This is a genomic window from Idiomarina sp. OXR-189 (genome assembly GCF_034373425.1).
In the GTDB taxonomy this organism is placed as follows: domain Bacteria; phylum Pseudomonadota; class Gammaproteobacteria; order Enterobacterales; family Alteromonadaceae; genus Idiomarina; species Idiomarina zobellii.
The window spans coordinates 825,771-843,768 of the sequence record NZ_CP139706.1 but is presented as its reverse complement, the minus strand read 5'-3'; the positions used below and the strand labels follow the sequence as shown (position 1 = coordinate 843,768).

At 48.3% G+C, this 17,998-nt stretch carries 22 protein-coding genes; 8 read left to right on the top strand and 14 right to left on the bottom strand.

Annotated features, from left to right (window positions below; all coding sequences use genetic code 11):
- The first annotated feature begins 13 nt into the window (after positions 1-13).
- Both UM402_RS04135 and UM402_RS04130 read left to right on the top strand, forming a co-directional pair.
- On the top strand, positions 14-1,798 hold the full coding sequence (locus UM402_RS04135; protein ID WP_058579499.1) for a flagellar hook-length control protein FliK: 1,785 nt from the start codon (positions 14-16) through the stop codon (positions 1,796-1,798).
- Positions 1,795-2,076: an EscU/YscU/HrcU family type III secretion system export apparatus switch protein gene (locus UM402_RS04130; protein WP_058579500.1), complete on the top strand. Its 282-nt coding sequence runs from the start codon at positions 1,795-1,797 to the stop codon at positions 2,074-2,076. Before UM402_RS04135 ends, UM402_RS04130 begins: the two co-directional genes overlap by 4 nt.
- Here the strand turns inward: UM402_RS04130 and UM402_RS04125 are convergent.
- Genes UM402_RS04125 through flhA form a run of 12 tightly spaced genes read right to left on the bottom strand, consistent with a single transcriptional unit; the run spans position 2,073 to position 14,335 of the window.
- Positions 2,073-2,510, bottom strand: coding sequence for a DUF2802 domain-containing protein (locus UM402_RS04125; protein ID WP_053952939.1), 438 nt, complete (start codon positions 2,508-2,510; stop codon positions 2,073-2,075). The genes UM402_RS04130 and UM402_RS04125 overlap by 4 nt on opposite strands.
- 21 nt (positions 2,511-2,531) lie before the next feature.
- Complete coding sequence (locus UM402_RS04120) at positions 2,532-3,035, bottom strand: chemotaxis protein CheW (RefSeq protein ID WP_053952940.1); 504 nt, start codon at positions 3,033-3,035, stop codon at positions 2,532-2,534.
- A gap of 21 nt (positions 3,036-3,056) precedes the next feature.
- Positions 3,057-3,827, bottom strand: a complete 771-nt coding sequence (locus tag UM402_RS04115; RefSeq protein WP_058579501.1) for a chemotaxis protein CheW — start codon at positions 3,825-3,827, stop codon at positions 3,057-3,059.
- 3 nt (positions 3,828-3,830) lie between these two features.
- Positions 3,831-4,607 (bottom strand): ParA family protein, encoded by a 777-nt coding sequence (locus UM402_RS04110; protein WP_058579502.1) that lies wholly within the window; start codon positions 4,605-4,607, stop codon positions 3,831-3,833.
- A gap of 12 nt (positions 4,608-4,619) precedes the next feature.
- Positions 4,620-5,786 (bottom strand): protein-glutamate methylesterase/protein-glutamine glutaminase, encoded by a 1,167-nt coding sequence (locus UM402_RS04105; protein WP_058579503.1) that lies wholly within the window; start codon positions 5,784-5,786, stop codon positions 4,620-4,622.
- 15 nt (positions 5,787-5,801) lie between these two features.
- Positions 5,802-7,967 (bottom strand): chemotaxis protein CheA, encoded by a 2,166-nt coding sequence (locus tag UM402_RS04100; protein WP_058579504.1) that lies wholly within the window; start codon positions 7,965-7,967, stop codon positions 5,802-5,804.
- A gap of 13 nt (positions 7,968-7,980) precedes the next feature.
- Entirely contained in the window at positions 7,981-8,730 is a 750-nt protein-coding gene (locus UM402_RS04095; RefSeq protein ID WP_053952945.1) for a protein phosphatase CheZ, read from the bottom strand.
- A gap of 14 nt (positions 8,731-8,744) precedes the next feature.
- A complete protein-coding gene (cheY, locus tag UM402_RS04090) occupies positions 8,745-9,128 on the bottom strand; it encodes a chemotaxis response regulator CheY (protein ID WP_053953012.1) in 384 nt (127 codons plus the stop codon).
- A gap of 36 nt (positions 9,129-9,164) precedes the next feature.
- Positions 9,165-9,890, bottom strand: coding sequence for an RNA polymerase sigma factor FliA (locus UM402_RS04085; RefSeq protein WP_058579601.1), 726 nt, complete (start codon positions 9,888-9,890; stop codon positions 9,165-9,167).
- On the bottom strand, positions 9,883-10,755 hold the full coding sequence (locus UM402_RS04080; RefSeq protein ID WP_058579505.1) for a MinD/ParA family protein: 873 nt from the start codon (positions 10,753-10,755) through the stop codon (positions 9,883-9,885). The genes UM402_RS04085 and UM402_RS04080 overlap by 8 nt, the downstream gene beginning before the upstream one ends.
- 56 nt (positions 10,756-10,811) lie before the next feature.
- Entirely contained in the window at positions 10,812-12,170 is a 1,359-nt protein-coding gene (gene flhF / locus UM402_RS04075) for a flagellar biosynthesis protein FlhF (protein WP_058579506.1), read from the bottom strand.
- Between the two features lie 17 nt (positions 12,171-12,187).
- Entirely contained in the window at positions 12,188-14,335 is a 2,148-nt protein-coding gene (gene flhA, locus UM402_RS04070) for a flagellar biosynthesis protein FlhA (RefSeq protein WP_058579507.1), read from the bottom strand.
- A gap of 157 nt (positions 14,336-14,492) precedes the next feature.
- On the opposite strand from flhA, the gene UM402_RS04065 reads away from it, so the two are divergent.
- From UM402_RS04065 to UM402_RS04045, 6 genes are read left to right on the top strand one after another with little or no spacing between them, the layout of a single operon-like run.
- On the top strand, positions 14,493-14,909 hold the full coding sequence (locus tag UM402_RS04065) for a prepilin-type N-terminal cleavage/methylation domain-containing protein (protein WP_322295451.1): 417 nt from the start codon (positions 14,493-14,495) through the stop codon (positions 14,907-14,909).
- Positions 14,903-15,427: a prepilin-type N-terminal cleavage/methylation domain-containing protein gene (locus UM402_RS04060; protein WP_058579508.1), complete on the top strand. Its 525-nt coding sequence runs from the start codon at positions 14,903-14,905 to the stop codon at positions 15,425-15,427. The genes UM402_RS04065 and UM402_RS04060 overlap by 7 nt, the downstream gene beginning before the upstream one ends.
- 18 nt (positions 15,428-15,445) lie before the next feature.
- Positions 15,446-15,640, top strand: coding sequence for a hypothetical protein (locus tag UM402_RS04055; RefSeq protein ID WP_058579509.1), 195 nt, complete (start codon positions 15,446-15,448; stop codon positions 15,638-15,640).
- Complete coding sequence (locus UM402_RS04050; protein ID WP_058579510.1) at positions 15,621-15,965, top strand: PulJ/GspJ family protein; 345 nt, start codon at positions 15,621-15,623, stop codon at positions 15,963-15,965. Before UM402_RS04055 ends, UM402_RS04050 begins: the two co-directional genes overlap by 20 nt.
- Before the next feature lie 28 nt (positions 15,966-15,993).
- The gene (locus tag UM402_RS12740; RefSeq protein ID WP_416182884.1) at positions 15,994-16,248 is read left to right on the top strand and encodes a type II toxin-antitoxin system RelE family toxin; all 255 of its coding nucleotides are present in this window, start codon (positions 15,994-15,996) and stop codon (positions 16,246-16,248) included.
- Positions 16,232-16,564 carry a helix-turn-helix domain-containing protein gene (locus UM402_RS04045; protein ID WP_058579511.1) on the top strand — a complete coding sequence of 111 codons (333 nt, stop codon included), beginning with the start codon at positions 16,232-16,234 and terminating at the stop codon, positions 16,562-16,564. The genes UM402_RS12740 and UM402_RS04045 overlap by 17 nt, the downstream gene beginning before the upstream one ends.
- Before the next feature lie 12 nt (positions 16,565-16,576).
- Here UM402_RS04045 and ispH read toward each other — a convergent pair whose 3' ends face one another.
- Together ispH and fkpB are read right to left on the bottom strand one after the other, a co-directional pair.
- Positions 16,577-17,521: a 4-hydroxy-3-methylbut-2-enyl diphosphate reductase gene (gene ispH, locus UM402_RS04040; protein WP_058579512.1), complete on the bottom strand. Its 945-nt coding sequence runs from the start codon at positions 17,519-17,521 to the stop codon at positions 16,577-16,579.
- 31 nt (positions 17,522-17,552) lie between these two features.
- Positions 17,553-17,993 (bottom strand): FKBP-type peptidyl-prolyl cis-trans isomerase, encoded by a 441-nt coding sequence (gene fkpB, locus UM402_RS04035; RefSeq protein WP_058579513.1) that lies wholly within the window; start codon positions 17,991-17,993, stop codon positions 17,553-17,555.
- Positions 17,994-17,998: the final 5 nt, after the last annotated feature.

The following is a 17,998-nucleotide window of genomic DNA, read 5'->3' as shown; positions in this document are numbered from 1 at the left end:
TTGAGTAAAGCGCATGGCTGATATCACGCAACTGCTACAACAAATGCTGAACGCTCCAGAGCGCTCTATGGCTCGTATTGATAAGCAAAACGTAGCAACCCTTGCGCGCATTTTAACCAGCCCAAATACCGGTGCTGGAAATACTCCTTCCGGGCCGCGTCAGCCAACGTTACAAATTCCGGCCGCGGTACTTTTGCCGCAAGCCAGTGGAAGCTCCGGCGGTAATACGCAACAAGCCCCCAAAATACAAGGAGCCGGGTGGCAATGGCCCAACCCACCGAAAGCGCTTATGGCACAGTTGCCACCAAAACTTTCCTCAGGAGCGCAATTGCAGCTGCAGGTATCGATGACACCGGGGAACAAACCTGTAGTGCAACTGCTGATTACCCAAGTGCCAGGCAAACTGCCGCCCGGAGGCAATACTCAACAAGGTCAGCCGATACCTCAAACTCAGACAGGGCAACCTCAGTCAACCTCACCGCAGGCTGGGGCGCCAAAAACGCAGGTTGCAAAGGTCGATATACCAATAACACAGTTGCCACCCAAGCTTGTTAAAGCGTTGGTTGAAAGTTCTCAGGCGACACAATTGTTAAAGGCCACTGGTGCAAGTAAAGCGGCTTCTATACAGGCACCTATAGCCAACAGCCTGACGCCACCGACCGACAAAGCGCCGATCAGCACAGAAGGCCCTGTTCAGTTCTCGCGAGGTATTGCTATTAAACAAGCGCACCAGTTAAGTCCGCAGCAATTTCAGCAAGCCTTGCAAACACTGGTCGCACAAATAAAAACACAACTTTCGGCGCAACCGGCAGTGCCACCCAATAATGCGGCAAATACTTCATTAAAAATCCCCGAGCTGTCTGCGCTTATCGCCAAAATAAACACCAGTGTAAAAGCAGTGCCAACGCCAAGTACAAGTACAACCAGCACAACGTCAGGGACTCAGGCGGCACAGACAGCCGCAACCTTAACTGCAGCGTTACGTTCCCCCTTTAATGCCATTGAGCAGTTAGTTAAAGTCGTACTGCAACAACAACCCTCGGGCGAATCCATGCAACGCCCGGAAGCGCTACAACGTTGGGTAAGCGACTGGTTTTCTGCGCGTCCAGTCAGTGTTCAGTCAAGCCAGCAAATGGGCTCTCTCGGTCAAATGCTGATGATGCTGCTGGGGTTGAACTTGCAACAAAATAACCAACAAAGCAGCACGCAAGCTAATACACAAGCTCTTCCTAAACAATTCACTCAAGCGCTGATACAACAGGTGCTGAATCCGTCACCAGAAGTGGCTGGCGATGTGCGTGAGCGCATTAATCAACTGCTGCTTCAGCTTCCGCAGCAACAATTGCAACGACTATTACAGTTATTCACTGGCGTATTAAATTCAGCACAAAGTGCACAGGCCAGGCTTCAGGACTCGCCAATGCAGCAACCTGAATATTTCATTTTACTACCGACAGATCCGCAAAAAAATGGGCAAAATGAGTTGCTTATTCGTCCGGAGCGCGAGCCTGACACGCCCGAGCAAGAGGGTCGTACATTGTGGCTTTTCACCTTACGCTTTGAGTTGGAAGCCACAGGTCCTCTGCTGGTAAAAGGCCGGTACCACCCGCAAGGGTCGTCAGTCGACTTTTATGCCGAGTCGCCTGCAGCGCAAAAAACCATCGAAAAGCACCTGGAGCAACTGGAAAAGCGACTGTCTGACTTAGAGGTCAATAGTGTGAAGTTCCGAGTTCAGCAAGGGCAAATTCCGGAAAGCTTAGCAACACAACAAAGTGGCATTATTCGGGTGAAGGTATGACAGAAAGAAAAGAAAAACAGGCCATTGGACTGTCTTACGACGGCTTTAACGCCCCTAAAGTTATTGCCCGCGGGTTTGACGAGTTAGCCGAAGAGATTATTGCCGTTGCCAAAGAGCATGGAGTGCTAGTTCATGAAGACCCGCTGTTGTCGGACTCACTGGCGAAACTCAACGTGGGCGACGAAATTCCGCGCGAACTTTATATCATTATTGCTGAAATTATTGCTTTCGCTTATCTACTGGATGGCAAGTTCCCACGGCAGTGGGAAGAAGGTTAACCTTTACGTTGGTGCAGCGAGACTAACAGTTCTGCTTCCGCTTGCGGTAATTCGCATTCATGCATAAGCTCTTCAACGGTTGCTCCACTTGCTACCAACTTACTCGCCCGGTGGTAAAGCTTCGAGCCAGGATCCTGCTCAGCTAATTCCTGTAGTTTTTCCTGAAGTCGACGCTGCTCGTCATTAAGTGTTGAGACTTGCTGTTCTAACTGCGCCAACAGCTGCTTTTCCGCGAAGTTAGAATCTGGCTTAGGCTCATTCAATTGTTCTTTTAAAGAAAGCACTTCGGTCGCCGTTTCTGTGAGCATTAATAGTCGCTGCTGTTGGCGCTCAATAAGCTCAGCCTGACGCCGCGATGTCATAATAACCGCAACCAACGCAATCAGCGCCAGCCCAAGAGCCAGCGCTGATAAAGCAATAAGCCAAAGCGTCATGGTTAAACCACCTGCCCGCAATTAACCCAGACGAGAAATTTCATCCCACTCGTCATCGGTTAGCATTTTATCCAGATCAACCAGAATCAGCAGTTCGTCATCTCGGTTGCTCACGCCCTGAATGAAACGAGCACTCTCGTCTGTACCCACATTCGGCGCGCTGTCAATTTCAGACGTTTTCAGGTAAACCACTTCGGCGACGCTGTCGACCAAAATGCCAATAACCTGTTTTTCTGATTCAATGATAACAATACGTGTATTGTCGGTTACTTCGGTCGTTTGCAAACCAAAGCGCAGACGAGTATCAATAACGGTGACAACGTTGCCACGCAAGTTAATAATACCCAACACATAGTTCGGAGCTCCGGGTACGGGTGCTATTTCGCTGTAGCGAAGCACTTCCTGAACCTGCATGACATTAATGCCATAGGTTTCATCGTCAAGCTGAAACGTCACCCACTGTAGCACTTCGTCGTTACTGTCAGCGTCCGTCTCATTTTTTAGAGCGCGATTATCTTTACTCATGTTTCACTCCGCCATGCGTTATTAGTCTTGCTGGATATGTCCCAGACCGTTATCCAGAAGTGTAATCAATGCGTTTACATCGAGCAATGCACACATTCTGTCACGAACCACTCCAGCCAACCAGGGACGTTTATTGTTACCCGCCTTACGCCATTGAATTGCTTCTGGTTGCAGTGGCTCACTGGTTACCAATTCTTCACATAACAGCCCCCAGGGACTGTCATTTAACGTTATAAGATACTGATAGTCTAACGACTCTTCCAGCTCTTCCGTGTACTTCTCCGGCATAACCCAGCGAGCGGTATCAACCACCTGTAGCTTGTCTTCCCGCTCTGTCATTATGCCTTTAAACCATTTTGGTTTACCCATCAGCGGGCTTATTTTCCCTACCTGATGAATACCACCTAAACTTTTCAGCGGCACAGCCAATGTTAAACCCGCCACCTTAAAGAACAGCGCCTGAAAGTCGTCCTCCATATACTCAGACATAGCGTCTGGCTGAGGCTCTTCTTCCGGCTCAACCTGAGTATCCGTTTCCACTACGGCCTCAGTCTCAGCAAGCGCTTCTCTAATATCAGTATCGTCCGCTTTTACAGAAACTAAAGGTAATAAATCTTCATCTCGGTTCAGTGTCACCGACTCTTGCTGAGTCACTTGCTGTATTTTTGGGGCCGCCTGCTCCAGCAATTTCTTAACCGGCTCGTTATCGAACTCAACCACTTCATCCTCGAGCAACAATGCATCGAGGTACTCCGTCATTGCCTGTTCACTATTGGAATGTTTGCTATTCATAACTTAGCCTAACTCCAATTGCTGCAGGTGAATCAATAACGACTGATACGCCAGCACACCACGTGACTTAGGCGCATAAAGCGACGGCGGTGTTTGCTCGTTCGACGCATCCCGGAATTTGGTGTCGATAGGTATCATGCCGTTCCACACCGACTTACCATAACGACCAACGAGCTTCTTATACGTCTGCAATGACGCATTGGTTCGTTTATCGTACAAGGTTGGAATAATAGTATATGGTCGCTCTTCGCCACGAGACTTTTGAATGAGCATAAGCGTACGCATCATTCTGTCGAGGCCTTTCAACGCCAAGAATTCAGTTTGAACGGGTATGAGCACACGGTTGCAACAGGCTAATGCGTTAACCATTAGTACGCCAAGTACCGGCGGCACATCGATAAGCACGTAGTCGTAGTCATTTTTAACCGATGCTAACCCTCTTTTTAACACCAGCCCCATACCGCCCTGTGTGCCCAGCTTTCGGTCAAGCGTGGCTAAAGCCATGGTTGCCGGCATAACACTCAAGCTCTCAAATTCGGTGGGCAGTATGCACTCACGCATGAGTTCGCGATTAACATTTTTACCCGCACTGAAGACATCAAAAACGCTGTGAGTCAGCTCTTCAGAGTCGAAGCCAAAGTAATACGTCAGTGAGGCATGAGGGTCAGTGTCAATACATAACACCCGCTTACCCTGCTCGGCCAATAGCCCTGCCAGAGCGACTGTTGTGGTGGTCTTCCCCACGCCGCCTTTCTGGTTAGCTACCGTCCAAACAATCATATAAGCACCCTATTAAACTCCGCTGTAACCGACTTCTTTCATGATTGAGCGCGCCATATTATCCAAACTAATACTTTTCGTTGAAATACCCGCTGACGCCACCGCTTGAGGCATTCCATAAACAACACAGCTGTCCTGATCCTGAGCCCAGATAGTAGCGCCCTGCTGTTTTAACATACGAGAGCCTTCGCGGCCGTCAGCACCCATGCCGGTTAAAATAACACCCAGAACTTTGCCCATATAGGCTTTCGATAAACTGGCAAAAGTTAAATCGACACTTGGCTTGTACGTAACACGCCCGCTGGTGTCCTCTTTGACCCGCAGCCTGGCACTGCCGGAGCGGCCTTCTACGACTAACTGCTTACCGCCCGGAGCCAAGTAAGCCGTGCCTGGGATCAATACATCACCGTCTTCAGCTTCTTTCACACGCACTTTACACAAGCCATCTAAACGTTGTGAAAAGGCCTTAGTGAAAGCCGCTGGCATGTGCTGCACCATAACAATGGGGTACGGAAAATTACCCGGTAATTGCGTTAGTATTTTCTGCAAGGCAACGGGGCCACCGGTTGAAGTGCCAATCGCCAAAATTTGATACGCACGATTAATGCTTAAAGAGCCTGCTGCATCCGCTAGCCGCGACGATGCTTCACGCTGACTCTGACGTTCTTCGTTGCGTTGACGAATACGCTCGAGTGCTGATGTTGGCTCTTTCGGCTTTGCTGGCTCTGTGGTTCTGCTTGAAGGCGGCGGAGTGCGGGTAATTGTTGGCGTTCGCGCTGCAGGCTGATTAGCAATAGCCAAAACTCGATCTTGCAGCGTTTTTACGGCTTCGTCGCGGTTACGAGCAATATCTTCAAATTTCTTAGGTAAGAAATCGGCAGCGCCGGCCTCTAACGCATTTAACGTTGCGGTCGCGCCTTCGTGAGTCAGTGACGAGAACATTAAAATGGGGCAAGGGTTGCTGCCCATAATGGTTTTCACCGCATCAATGCCGTTCATCACTGGCATTTCAATGTCCATGGTTATAACGTCAGGCCTTAAGGCTTTTGCTTGCGCCACAGCTTCTTCGCCGTTATTAGCGGAGCCAATAACTTGTATATTTGAGTGTGCTTCCAGAATCTCGGTAACTCGGCGTCTAAAAAACGCCGAGTCGTCCACTACGAGAACTTTAACTGTCATGAACGGTGTGTCCCGTTATCGTTTAGCGTAATACTTCAGCATGCTTGGTACGTCGACAATCAGCGCAATACCACCATCACTAGTGATAGTTGCCCCCGCCATACCCGGCGTGCCCTGTAACAGTTTATCCAATGGTTTAATGACCACTTCTTCCTGACCAATAAGGGCATCAACTACAAAGCCAACTTGTTGGTTACCTATTTGAACGACCACAACATGACCATTCTCATTTCGGCTTGAGCGGTCTGGGTTTCTCACCAGCCAGTGCTCAAGGAAGAACAGCGGTATCGCGCGCTCACGAACAATAAGCGTTAACTGACCATCGACGGTGTTGGTGCGCTTCATGTCCAGATCAATGATTTCGCTGACAACCGCTAGTGGTAATGCAAAGGTTTGATCTTTTACAGCCACCATTAAGGTCGGCAAAATAGCCAAAGTGAGCGGCACTTTTATCAATAGTTCGGTACCTTTACCCAGTTCTGACTGAATTTTGACACTACCGTTTAATTGGCTGATTTTAGTTTTTACGACATCCATGCCGACACCACGGCCGGAGATATCAGACACTTCTTCTTTGGTCGAAAAGCCAGCCGCAAAAATCAGGTTATAGGCATCTTCGTCACTCAAACGCGCCGCTGCATCGGTATCCAAAATACCTTTACTAATGGCTATACCTTTCAGCTTTTCAGCATCCATACCCGCGCCGTCGTCTTTTATCGACAGCATAATATGGTCGCCTTCCTGAGAGGCTGATAAGGTGACCGTACCTGCCCGTGGTTTACCTTTTGCTTCACGGTCGTCTGGCATTTCAATACCATGGTCGACGGAGTTACGCACCAAGTGAACTAACGGATCGGCCAAAGCTTCGACGAGGTTTTTATCCAAATCGGTATCTTCACCGAACATTTCTAAGTTAATTTCTTTTTTCAGGCTACGCGCCAAATCACGAACCACCCGAGGGAAGCGGCCAAACACTTTCTTAATTGGCTGCATACGGGTTTTCATGACTGCGCCTTGTAAGTCACCTGTCACCACATCTAGGTTAGAAATGGCTTTACCCATTTCATCGCTGTCAGCGTCGTCTGAGTTACTCAGGCTCAGCAAGCGGTTACGCACAAGTACCAACTCGCCTACCATGTTCATTATGTCATCGAGACGCTTGGTATCGACCCGAACAGTGGTTTCTGCTGCTGGCTGCTGTGGTGCTGCAGGTTTCTTATCAGCCGGCTTATCCGCCGCTTTCGGTTTATCGTCTTTAGCGGCTGGTTTAGCTGCAGGCTTGGCTTTTGGCTCAGATTTAGGCTTAGCTTCAGCTTTTTTCTCTGGCTTAGGTTTCTCTTTCGGCTTATCGTCTTTGCCGTTATCCGCACTCTTTGTTGGTGCCTTACCTGAACCATGTAACTCGTCCAGCAGTGACTCAAACTCATCGTCGGTAATTTCGTCGCTGTCTGCCGGCTTTTCTTGTTTTTTCTCGGCACTTACCGGTGCTTTACCCGAGCCATGCAACTCATCTAACAACGACTCAAACTCGTCGTCGGTAATTTCATCATTGTCACTCTGGGTAGAATCAGCAGACGCTTTTGGCTTTTCTGACGGCTGTTCCGACTGACCGGCGCCAGGACCTTTGCCTTCGCCGTGTAACTCGTCCAACAACGCTTCAAATTCATCGTCCTGAATTTCGTCTATGCCGCCATCACCTGAGCTTTCAGTTGCTTCTTCTTTAGGTGCTTCTGGCTCTGGTTCCGGCTCAGCTTCTTCAGCCTGTGCTTCGATAGGCGCCTCGTCTTCAGACTCTGGCTGGCTAAGCTTATGCAATAACTCAAGTAATTTGTCATCGGCTGGGCTAATGTCTTCACGAGCTTGCACCTGTGCAAACTGAGCATTGATAGTGTCCAGCGCCTGCAAAATCACATCCATCAAGTCGGACGTAACTGTGCGTTGACCATTACGCAAAGTATCAAACACGTTTTCAGCACCGTGACAGGTATCCACTAAGGCGGTTAGCGACAGGAAGCCTGCGCCACCTTTCACGGTATGGAAACCACGGAAAATCGCGTTTAATAAATCTTTGTTTTCTGGGTCGTTTTCTAGCTCAACTAACTGCTCAGACAACTGCTCGAGGATTTCTCCCGCCTCGATCAAAAAGTCCTGCAGTATGTCTTCATCCATATCAAAGCTCATGCGACTGATGCTCCTAGAAACCTAAACTGGACAATAAATCGTCCACTTCGTCTTGCCCACCAACAACGTCATCACGTTTATCGGCATCAATAATTGGGCCTTCTGCCTCACTGGCACTTTTCTGCTTTGAAGATTCGGCCTTTTCCGCTTCTCTGCGCGCTTCTTCTTTGCCGAATATTTTTAACAGTTCAATGAGGTTTTTCTCGACGTCTTCAACCAGTTGAATAACCCGTCGAATGACCTGTCCGGTAATGTCTTGATAATCCTGAGCCATAAGTACTTCGGTCATAAGCCCATGCACTTGTGGCATATTTTCACCACAGCGCTTAAGTACATCATCGACCTCATGGCACAAAGACTTGAATTCATTTAACTGAATATCGTTGCTCATCAGTCGATTCCAGACCGGCATTACGCTCTCAACGCGCTGATGCATGTCGTCTGCCATCGGCAAACAAGCCTCTACCGCGTCCATTGTCCGGTTAGCGGCGTCTTCTGTTTTTTGAATGACGTACTGTAAACGGTTTTGCGCGTCAGGAAGATCATCTTCTGTCATTTGCACAATGCGAGGATCCAGCTGGAAGTCCTGCAGAGCTTCGTGGAGGTCACGCGTCAACTGACCCACTGAAGTAAACAGTTTGTCGTTGCGGCGGTTATAAACGTCTTCCAGAAGTTGATTGGCTTGTTGCTGCTTCCCCTCTTCCAGCAAAGACACGAGCTCTTTAGCCTGCTCGAGGGAAATATCGTGGGCTTTATCAGACATGGTAATAGCCCTTTTTAGCTAATGCGTTCGAAAATCTTGTCGAGCTTTTCTTTTAACGTCACAGCTGTAAACGGTTTAACGATATAGCCGTTAACCCCTGCTTGTGCAGCAGCGATGATTTGTTCGCGTTTGGCTTCCGCCGTTACCATTAATACCGGCAAATGCGACAAGTTATCGTCTTTACGAATCTCTTTAAGCAGGTCGATACCCTGCATGCCCGGCATATTCCAGTCGGTCACGACAAAGTCGAAGTCGCCGTTCTGCAACATTGGCAAAGCCGTGTTGCCGTCATCGGCTTCCTGAATATTCGTAAAACCAAGATCACGAAGTAAGTTCTTAATGATTCGTCTCATTGTAGAAAAGTCATCTACAACGAGAATTTTCATATTTTTATCCAAAGCACCCTCCACTGAGGCTCTCGATTACCACCAAAATTATTCAACCCAATTCTGCATTCGCGACTTGAGCCGCACCATTGCCTGACTGTGAATTTGGCTGACGCGAGATTCACTCACACTCAGCACTTCACCTATCTCTTTCAAATTCAATTCTTCATCATAATACAATGAAAGCACTAAAGCTTCACGCTCTGGTAACGAAGAAATTGTCGATACCAGGGCTTTATGAAACGCTACGTTTTCGACATCGCGCTGCGGTTCGTATGCTGAGCCTGTCACTTGCTCGGGCATTAACGCATCTTCTGAAACGCCTAAGTCTTCAATACCTATAATGCGTCCCGAACTCACATCTCTTAAAATGGCGTGATATTCATCCAGGTTCATGCCCAGCTTACTGGCAACTTCTGTATCTTTTGCGTCACGGCCGGTGTCATTCTCGACCTGCCGTATGGCCTCTAGTACGCGGCGATGATTTCTGTGAACTGAGCGCGGAGCCCAGTCACCACGTCGAATTTCATCCAACATGGCACCACGAATACGTATTCCGGCAAAGGTTTCAAAGCTGGCCCCTTTGCTGTTATCAAAATTCCGCGCCGCTTCTAATAAGCCTATCATGCCCGCTTGAATTAAGTCATCGACTTGCACACTCGCTGGCAACCTCGCCATCATGTGGTGTGCAATTCGCTTAACCAGCCCCGTATGCTGCTCAATAATGGCGTTACGGTTGTCGGCTGTTGCGGCATAAGCGGCGGCTTTATTCATTGGCAACATCCCGCTTACTCCCGTTATCGGCAGAAGTTATCAATTGCTCAAGGAAAAATTCTAAATGCCCTCCTGCCTGAGCAGGAATTGGCCAATCCAGAGCTTTCTTCGCTAATGCTTTAAACGCCAGTGACGCCGGAGATTTAGGATACGCCAACACCATCGGTTGTTGCTTCCTAACCGCCAAGCGCAGGTTTTCATCGTGAGGAACAATTGCCGCTAACTCAAGCGCTACGTCAAGAAAGCGATCGGTGACCTTAGTCAATTTATTGAACAGTACTTGCCCTTCGCGCATATTGCGCACCATATTGGCAACCACTTTGAACTTGAAGAGTCCCTGCTCGCGACTTAACACTTTTATCAGTGCGTAAGCATCGGTAATTGAGGTTGGTTCATCGCAGACAACCACAAGGACATCCTGCGAAGCGCGGGCAAAGCTGACGACGGTGTTACCGATACCGGCAGCCGTATCGACAATAAGAGTGTCGTAATTTCCCTGCAGCTGGCTAAATGCACGAATAAGGCCTGCGTGCTCAGACTCGCTTAAATCAACCATCGAGCGAGTACCCGATGTCGCGGGAACGATTTTTATGCCGCCCGGGCCTTCAATTAAAATATCTTCCAGCTCGCATTGGCCGCTCAGTACATGGGACAAATTGCGCTCGACACGCAAGCCCAGCATGACATCAACATTGGCCAGGCCAAGGTCGGCATCAAGTACCAGTACTCGTTTCCCTTGCTTCGCCATAGCAATGGCCATATTTAGTGACACGTTGGTTTTACCCACGCCACCCTTACCACCTGTGACAGCTATGACTTTTACTTTTGACTGTTTCATTCTTCGCAGACCGCTTGCTTGATCCATCGGGCGTATCTCTTATTTTACTTCTTCGACAACAGCGTCATTTTATAACGGCTCACTCAGCGAGAAAACGCCGCATTCCAGTACGATTTTGGCACGTCTGATACCGAGGAACAAATGCTTTTGTCCATTAATCGCTCGGCTTCAGACACCAGATAATTTGCGTCGGCAACTTTAATGTCTTCAGGCACTTGCTGACCATTGGTCACATAACCAACAGGCAGGCCGTTTTCAATTGCCACACTGATACTTTCTCCTAAACTTAAGCATTCGTCCAGTTTGGTAAAAATACAACCCGACAAAGGTAGTGTTTTAAACTGCTTAACTGCGTCATCTAACACTTGATTTTGTGAGGTTGCCGACAATACCAGGTAAGGTCGAATTCTCAGGCGTGTATTCTGGATAAGCTGCCCCAGTTGCTCGCTTAAGCGTTTATCGCGCTGACCCATACCCGCTGTATCAATTAAAATCAGGCTCTTATCGCGCAGCGACAACAAAGAGTCGGCTAATTCTTTCGCATCTTTTGCTACTTTCACTGGACAGCCAATAATACGTCCGTAGGTCTGTAATTGTTCACTGGCACCAATTCTGAAGGTGTCAGTAGTAATCAATGCGACTTTATCCGCGCCATGACGTTGCGCATAACGCGCCGCCAACTTAGCAATAGTGGTGGTTTTACCCACGCCGGTAGGACCGACAAGAGCAACAGCCCCGCCGCGTGTCAAAATATCGTCGTTGGTGGTATTCAACTGACCTTCCAACAAATGCATGGTTTGCTCCCAGGCATCTTCGTCTGAGCTGCTTTCAGGAATAAAGCAGGCAATTTGGTCAGCAATACGTTCGCTAAGACCCATTGTCATGAGTCGCTGCATTAACATGGCACGCACCGGCTCTTCGCGCTCCATTTCCTGCTTCATGAGGCCGCTTAACTGATGCTCTAACAACTGACGAATACCGTTAACCTGTGAGCGCAGCTCTGCTATCGCTTCCGAGTCGTTACTGTCAGGTGTATTCATTTGCTCAGGGAAAATATCTGCTTGTGGTTGCTCCGGTTGAGCTGACGCAGATTGGTGCGCCATTTGCTGATAACCGCCATGGTCTTCTTGAGTCGCTGCTTGCGGTTCAGGTTGCTGAGGCGCAGACGCAGACGTCGCATTTTGGCGCTGCAACAGTTCCGCCAGAGATTGAGCCGGAGCTTCCGACTCTTGCTGTGCTTGCCGCGGCTGTGGCGCATGTGAATTTGCAGGCATTTCCGGAGCCGCTTCCGGCGCACGCGCGTCAGGGTCAACAGCCGCCACTAGCTCGATACCACCGTTAACCTTTTTGTTTGAAAGAATGATTGCATCAGCACCTAAGGTTTCTTTAACCTGCTGTAAGCCCCGACGCATATCTTCTGCAAAAAAGCGTTTAATTTTCACAAGCGACTCCCGTTGTCTTAGGTAGCGGTTTGTTCACCACTGTTTTGTTGTCCACCAATTGAGCTGACAATGCGAATTTGTTTGTCATCCGGAATTTCCTGATACGACAACACACGCATACCGTCGGTAGCGTGGCGCGCAAATCGCGCCATAGTTGAGCGTAGTAGCCCGGATGTCAGCAACACTGACGGTTCCCCGTTCATTTCCTGCTGCTGATGCGTTTCGCGTAACGACTGTTGCAAGCGTTCGGCTAAACCTGGTTCAATACCGGCGCCTTGCTGATTTCCGTCGTTACCAGCCATCTGTAGTGACTGATGCAACATCTGTTCCAACTCTGGCGCCAAAGTTATGACAGGCAGTTCTGCTTCACCTTCTGAAATGTCCTGAACAATTAAGCGACGCAGAGAAATTCGAACGGCGGCCGTTAATACATCAGGATCCTGACTGCGGCCGGCATACTCAACCAGCGTTTGCACAATGGTGCGCATATCGCGTATAGCAATGCCTTCATCCAGTAAGTTCTGTAACACTTTGACAAAGTTACCCAGGGACAATAAGTCAGGAATAAGTCCTTCTACCAACTTGGGATGCGTACGCCCAAGGCGATCAAGCAGCTCTTGAGCTTCTTCATGACCCAGCAATTGCGACGCATGGTTAGTAACAATTTGACTTAAGTGAGTGGCCACTACCGTCGCAGCATCCACTACGGTGTAACCCAGAGTTTGTGCGTGCTCTTTTTGCTCTGGACGGATCCATACTGCGTCCAGACCGAAAGCAGGGTCAGTGGTTTTTTCGCCTTCAAGTTCTCCGAAGACCTGACCCGGATTAATAGCAAGCTCCCAATCGTGGCGAATTTCCGCTTCACCCATGGTCACACCCATTAATGTAATACGGTAGCTGTTAGGCCCTAAGTCGAGGTTATCCCGAATATGCACCGCGGGTACCAGGAAGCCGAATTCCTGCGACTGCTTCTTACGCACCCCTTTAATACGGGAAAGGAGCTCGCCGCCCTGCTGTTTGTCAACCAATGGAATAAGGCGATACCCCACTTCCAGGCCAATGGTGTCAACATGTCGAACATCGTCCCAGGACAGTTCTTTTTGCTGTGCCTGCTGAACTTGCTGCTCTTGTTCTTTTTCAACCAGCTCGCCTTGCTCGGTCTTGTTCTTTTTAAGTTTGAAATACGCAGCGCCCGCAAGAATTGCCGACATGCTGAGGAACGCTAAATGAGGCATACCCGGAATCACACCCATAGCGAACAATACCGAGCTGGAAATAACCAATACTTTCGGGTTGTCGAGCAACTGCAGAACAACCGCGTCACCCATGTCTTTACTGTCATTCTCGCGGGTAATAATAATTGCGGTTGCAACAGACAGTAACAGTGCTGGAATTTGGGCGACCAAGCCGTCACCAATGGTCAGAAGCGTGTACACTTCTACCGCTTCACCGAAGGTCAAGCCGTACTGGATCATACCAATGAGCAAGCCACCAACAATGTTGATAAGAAGAATAAGAATACCGGCGATGGCGTCGCCTTTAACAAACTTACTGGCACCATCCATTGAGCCGTAGAAGTCAGCTTCCCGAGTGACGTCACTGCGTCGCTGTTTGGCTTCTTCCTGGTTAATAAGGCCGGCGTTCAAGTCCGCGTCAATGGCCATTTGTTTACCTGGCATGGCGTCCAACGTAAAGCGAGCGGTTACTTCGGATATACGCCCCGCACCTTTAGTAATAACCACGAAGTTAATAATAACGAGAATGGCGAAGACCACTAAACCAACGGTGTAGTTACCGCCGATGACAACACTACCAAAGGCTTCAATGACGCTACCTGCTGCGCCCGGCCCATTGTGGCCCTCGAGTAAAACGATACGTGTCGATGCCACGTTTAAGCTAAGCCGCAGTACTGTGGCGATAAGCAGAACTGTCGGAAAGGCAGCGAAATCCAGTGGTCGTTGGGTATAAACCGCAACCAGCATAACCACTAGCGATAGTGTAATAGAGAACGAAAACAGAATATCCAGCACCATCGCCGGAATAGGCAGCACCACCATCGCCAAAATGGCCATAATGGCTAAAGGTGTACCAAAGCCTTTAATTAAATGGGCATTGTTTTGCGTGAAATTTCTTAAACTTACTAACTTTTCGGCACCGCTCGCCATACGTCTTCCTGTTGCGTCAAAAAGTTGAACCTGCGGTGTTTTATTCAAGAATCGAGCCAGCTTTTTAAATAGTTGCTGACAATACGGTGCGAGCTAGCTTACAGACATTTTTTGGCTTGCGGCTAAACTATCTGCACTTCGAATAACAGGGGGCTCTGTGCGCGGTTACTCCTTAATTGAATTGCTGATTGCATTGGCTATAACGGCTGGGTTAGGTGCCTTGTCGATGCCTTTGTTCAAACAGCAGACTGAAAGTTTATTACTGCAACAGGCGAGCTCTCGGTGGCTGTCGTATTTACACCAAGTCAAAGCAAAAGCACAACGAGCGGAAGACAATATAATGGCAGATCTCGCGCCTCTCGAAGGTCGTTCAAATGTGTTTGAGCTGGCAACGGAGTCGACTTATAGCTCAACAAGCCCGTTAGTATTCTACGGTGTTTCTGGCGGTGCTGCGCCCGGGCATATTCGCATTATGAACAATAGCAATACCGTGAAAGTCATTATTAGCAGCAAGGGTCGAGTTCGCTCCTGTGTCAGTCATGGGCCAGCTTTGCCTGGTTTGTCCTCATGCTAGACAGAAAGCACGCTCAAAAAAGTAATGGATACAGCTTAATTGAAGTGCTTGTTGCTGCGTCACTGGGAGCCATTATTGTCATGACTGCACAACAGCTATTGCAATGGCAGAAAGGCGCTCAACATAGCTCCGTTTCAAAGGCACGGTTTACGTTGAACGGGCAAGCGGTTGCAGAGGAGTTTTTTAGCAGTTTAAACAGTGCGGTGGTTGAAGGCCTGCAAAACCCAGAGCGTGGTTGCTATGTCTTTCCGACACAAAACGGAGGCTCTGTCGGTTTTAGGGTTAGAGGTTATCAGTTACAGAATAACCCGATGACGCTGGACTGCGCGGGTTATGGTTGGCAGTCGTTAACCGATAGAGCGCAATTTTACGTTCAGGAATTACAGGTTGAAGCTGATGCCTCCTTAAATTCAGAAAACAGCTCGAAGCTGTTTATTACATTGTTGATTTCGCGAGAGACAACCCAAGGCGTTCAGGAACAACAATTTAAGCGGACAATTACCGTTTTCCCTCAGTAACAGAAATGGATGTTCATTATGAAAGCGAAAGGATTCGCGTTGATACTGACGTTAGTCACACTCATAAGCCTTAGCTCCGCGAGCTTGGCTGCTCTGTTGTTTTACGCGCAAATGCTGGAGGCTCAGCAAGCTCATCAGTGGCAAGTGTTTTCTGAACAACTTGCGGCTGACTTTAACCAACAAAAAACGCTTTATGAGTCATCACAGCAGTAAAGGCTTTTCGCTGGTTGAGACATTAGTGGCTTCCGCACTTGTGGCTATGTGGGCTGTAAGCAGCCAGCAACTGCTTCAGATAGGATTAACTGCTATTGAAAGAGCTGAACGCAGAGCTCAGGCTGTGGAAGCTTTAAATAGCTATATACAAGATGCCCATATTGCTTGGAGAAGTGGATCTCCTCCTCCACCTGAAACCGAGATTAACGGATTTCTTATCAACTCCATTATTAACTTAATAGACGAGAGCAATGCTTCAGTTGATACCGAAGTTACCTGGGGCGAAGACAACTCTTACTCGTTACAAATCTGGTTATCTCGATAAATTAGCAATAACTTATTTATAATATATAATGAATAAAATAGAATGGACAAGGAAAGCCGTTAAGCAACTTCATAAAATATCTGAAGTTGATAAGGAGCCCGTCGTTGAGAAAATCTCGACATTGAAGAGGTTTCCTAATTGCTTGCATGTAAAAAAGCTAAAGGGAGCAACACATTTATATCGGTTAAGAGTTGGACGTTACAGAGTTCTGTTCGCCCATCTCGACACAGTCAGAATTGTTCGAATAAACGAGGTGAAAAAGAGAGATGAACGCACCTACTGACGTACAAATTATTGAGAAAAATGGGCAGCCCGAGTATGCCGTTATTCCCTACGAAGATTATATCGCCCTGCTCCACTCTCAGAATAGCAATGAATTTATTCCTCACGAGGTATTAGAGCTCAGCCTATCGACAGGGGGCAATATGATCGCAGCCTGGAGAAAGTTTAAGACAATCAGTCAGACAGAGTTAGCAGATAAGCTTGGTATTTCACAGTCAGCCGTCGCACAGATGGAACGCCCTGGGTATAACCCAAGAAGCGATACGTTAAAACGCATCGCTATTGCGTTGGATATTAGTCCGGAACAGTTATTTTAACAGCCACTAAAACTAAGCCGCTGGATGAGGTCTTAACTCTGGTGGAATAGAGAAAGTGATGTTTTCTTCGCGGCCACTGAGTTCTACAGCCGTTTTTCCACCCCAGGACTGCAACTTGGCAATAACTTCCTGCACTAATACTTCAGGTGCTGATGCGCCTGCGGTGACAGCGACTTTTTCTTTGCCTTCAAGCCATGTTTTATCAATACAGTTGGCGTCATCAATTAAATAAGCCGGTGTGCCCATCTTTTCTGACAGTTCACGCAAACGGTTTGAGTTCGAGCTATTGCGCGCTCCGACAACCAACATTATATCCGCGTCACTAGCCAATTCACGCACTGCGTCCTGACGGTTTTGGGTGGCATAGCAAATATCGTCTTTTCGTGGGCCGTTAATATCTGGGAATTTCTGACGCAGGGCTTCAATAACGTCGGCAGTGTCATCAACCGACAACGTTGTTTGGCTCATATAATGAAGGTTTTTCGGGTCTTTAACTTCTAGCTTTTCGACGTCTTCCGGCGACTCAACCAGATAAATGCCGCCTTCTTCGTTTTTATACTGGCCCATTGTGCCTTCAACTTCCGGGTGGCCGGCATGACCAATGAGCACACACTCGTGGCCTTTTCGGCTGGCACGGGTGACTTCCATATGTACCTTAGTCACTAGCGGACAAGTGGCATCAAACACTTTCAAGCCGCGATCTTTTGCTTCCTGACGTACCGCCTGAGATACACCGTGAGCACTGAAAATCACGATATGATCGTCTGGCACTTCATGCAGTTCTTCAACAAAAATAGCGCCTGCATCACGCAATTTATTGACGACATATTTGTTGTGAACCACTTCATGACGCACATAAATTGGCGGCTCAAAAATCTCCAAAGCACGCTCAACAATGGTTATGGCTCTATCAACACCTGCACAAAAGCCACGTGGGTTCGCCAACAAAATCTGCATAGTTCCTCCTGCGTTCAACCGACTCAGTAAGTTACGGCTCAACGCTGATAATTTCTACTTCAAAAATCACCGTCTGGCCTGCCAGCGGGTGATTAAAATCGATCGTCACTGTTGGACCTTCAATTTTTCGAACAATTCCCGGTAAATCGGTTCCGTCGGGCTGAGTAAACGCCAAAATAGCGCCAACCTCTGGCTTAGTGTCATCACTAAACTTAGCTGAATCAACGTAGTAATAATTGTCCGGGTTCGGCTCTCCAAAAGCGTCCTTAGGCTCCAACGTGAATTCACGCTCAGCGCCTTCACGAAGCCCTACTAAACAGGCTTCAAAATTTTCCGTTAAGCTACCGTCGCCCATACGGAACTTGGCCGGTTTACCCGACATTTTCGTACTGTCTGCAACCGACCCATCGGTCAGCTTAATGGTAAAGTGCATGACCACTTCGCGGCCATGCTCAATTGGTAAACGACTCAAAACGT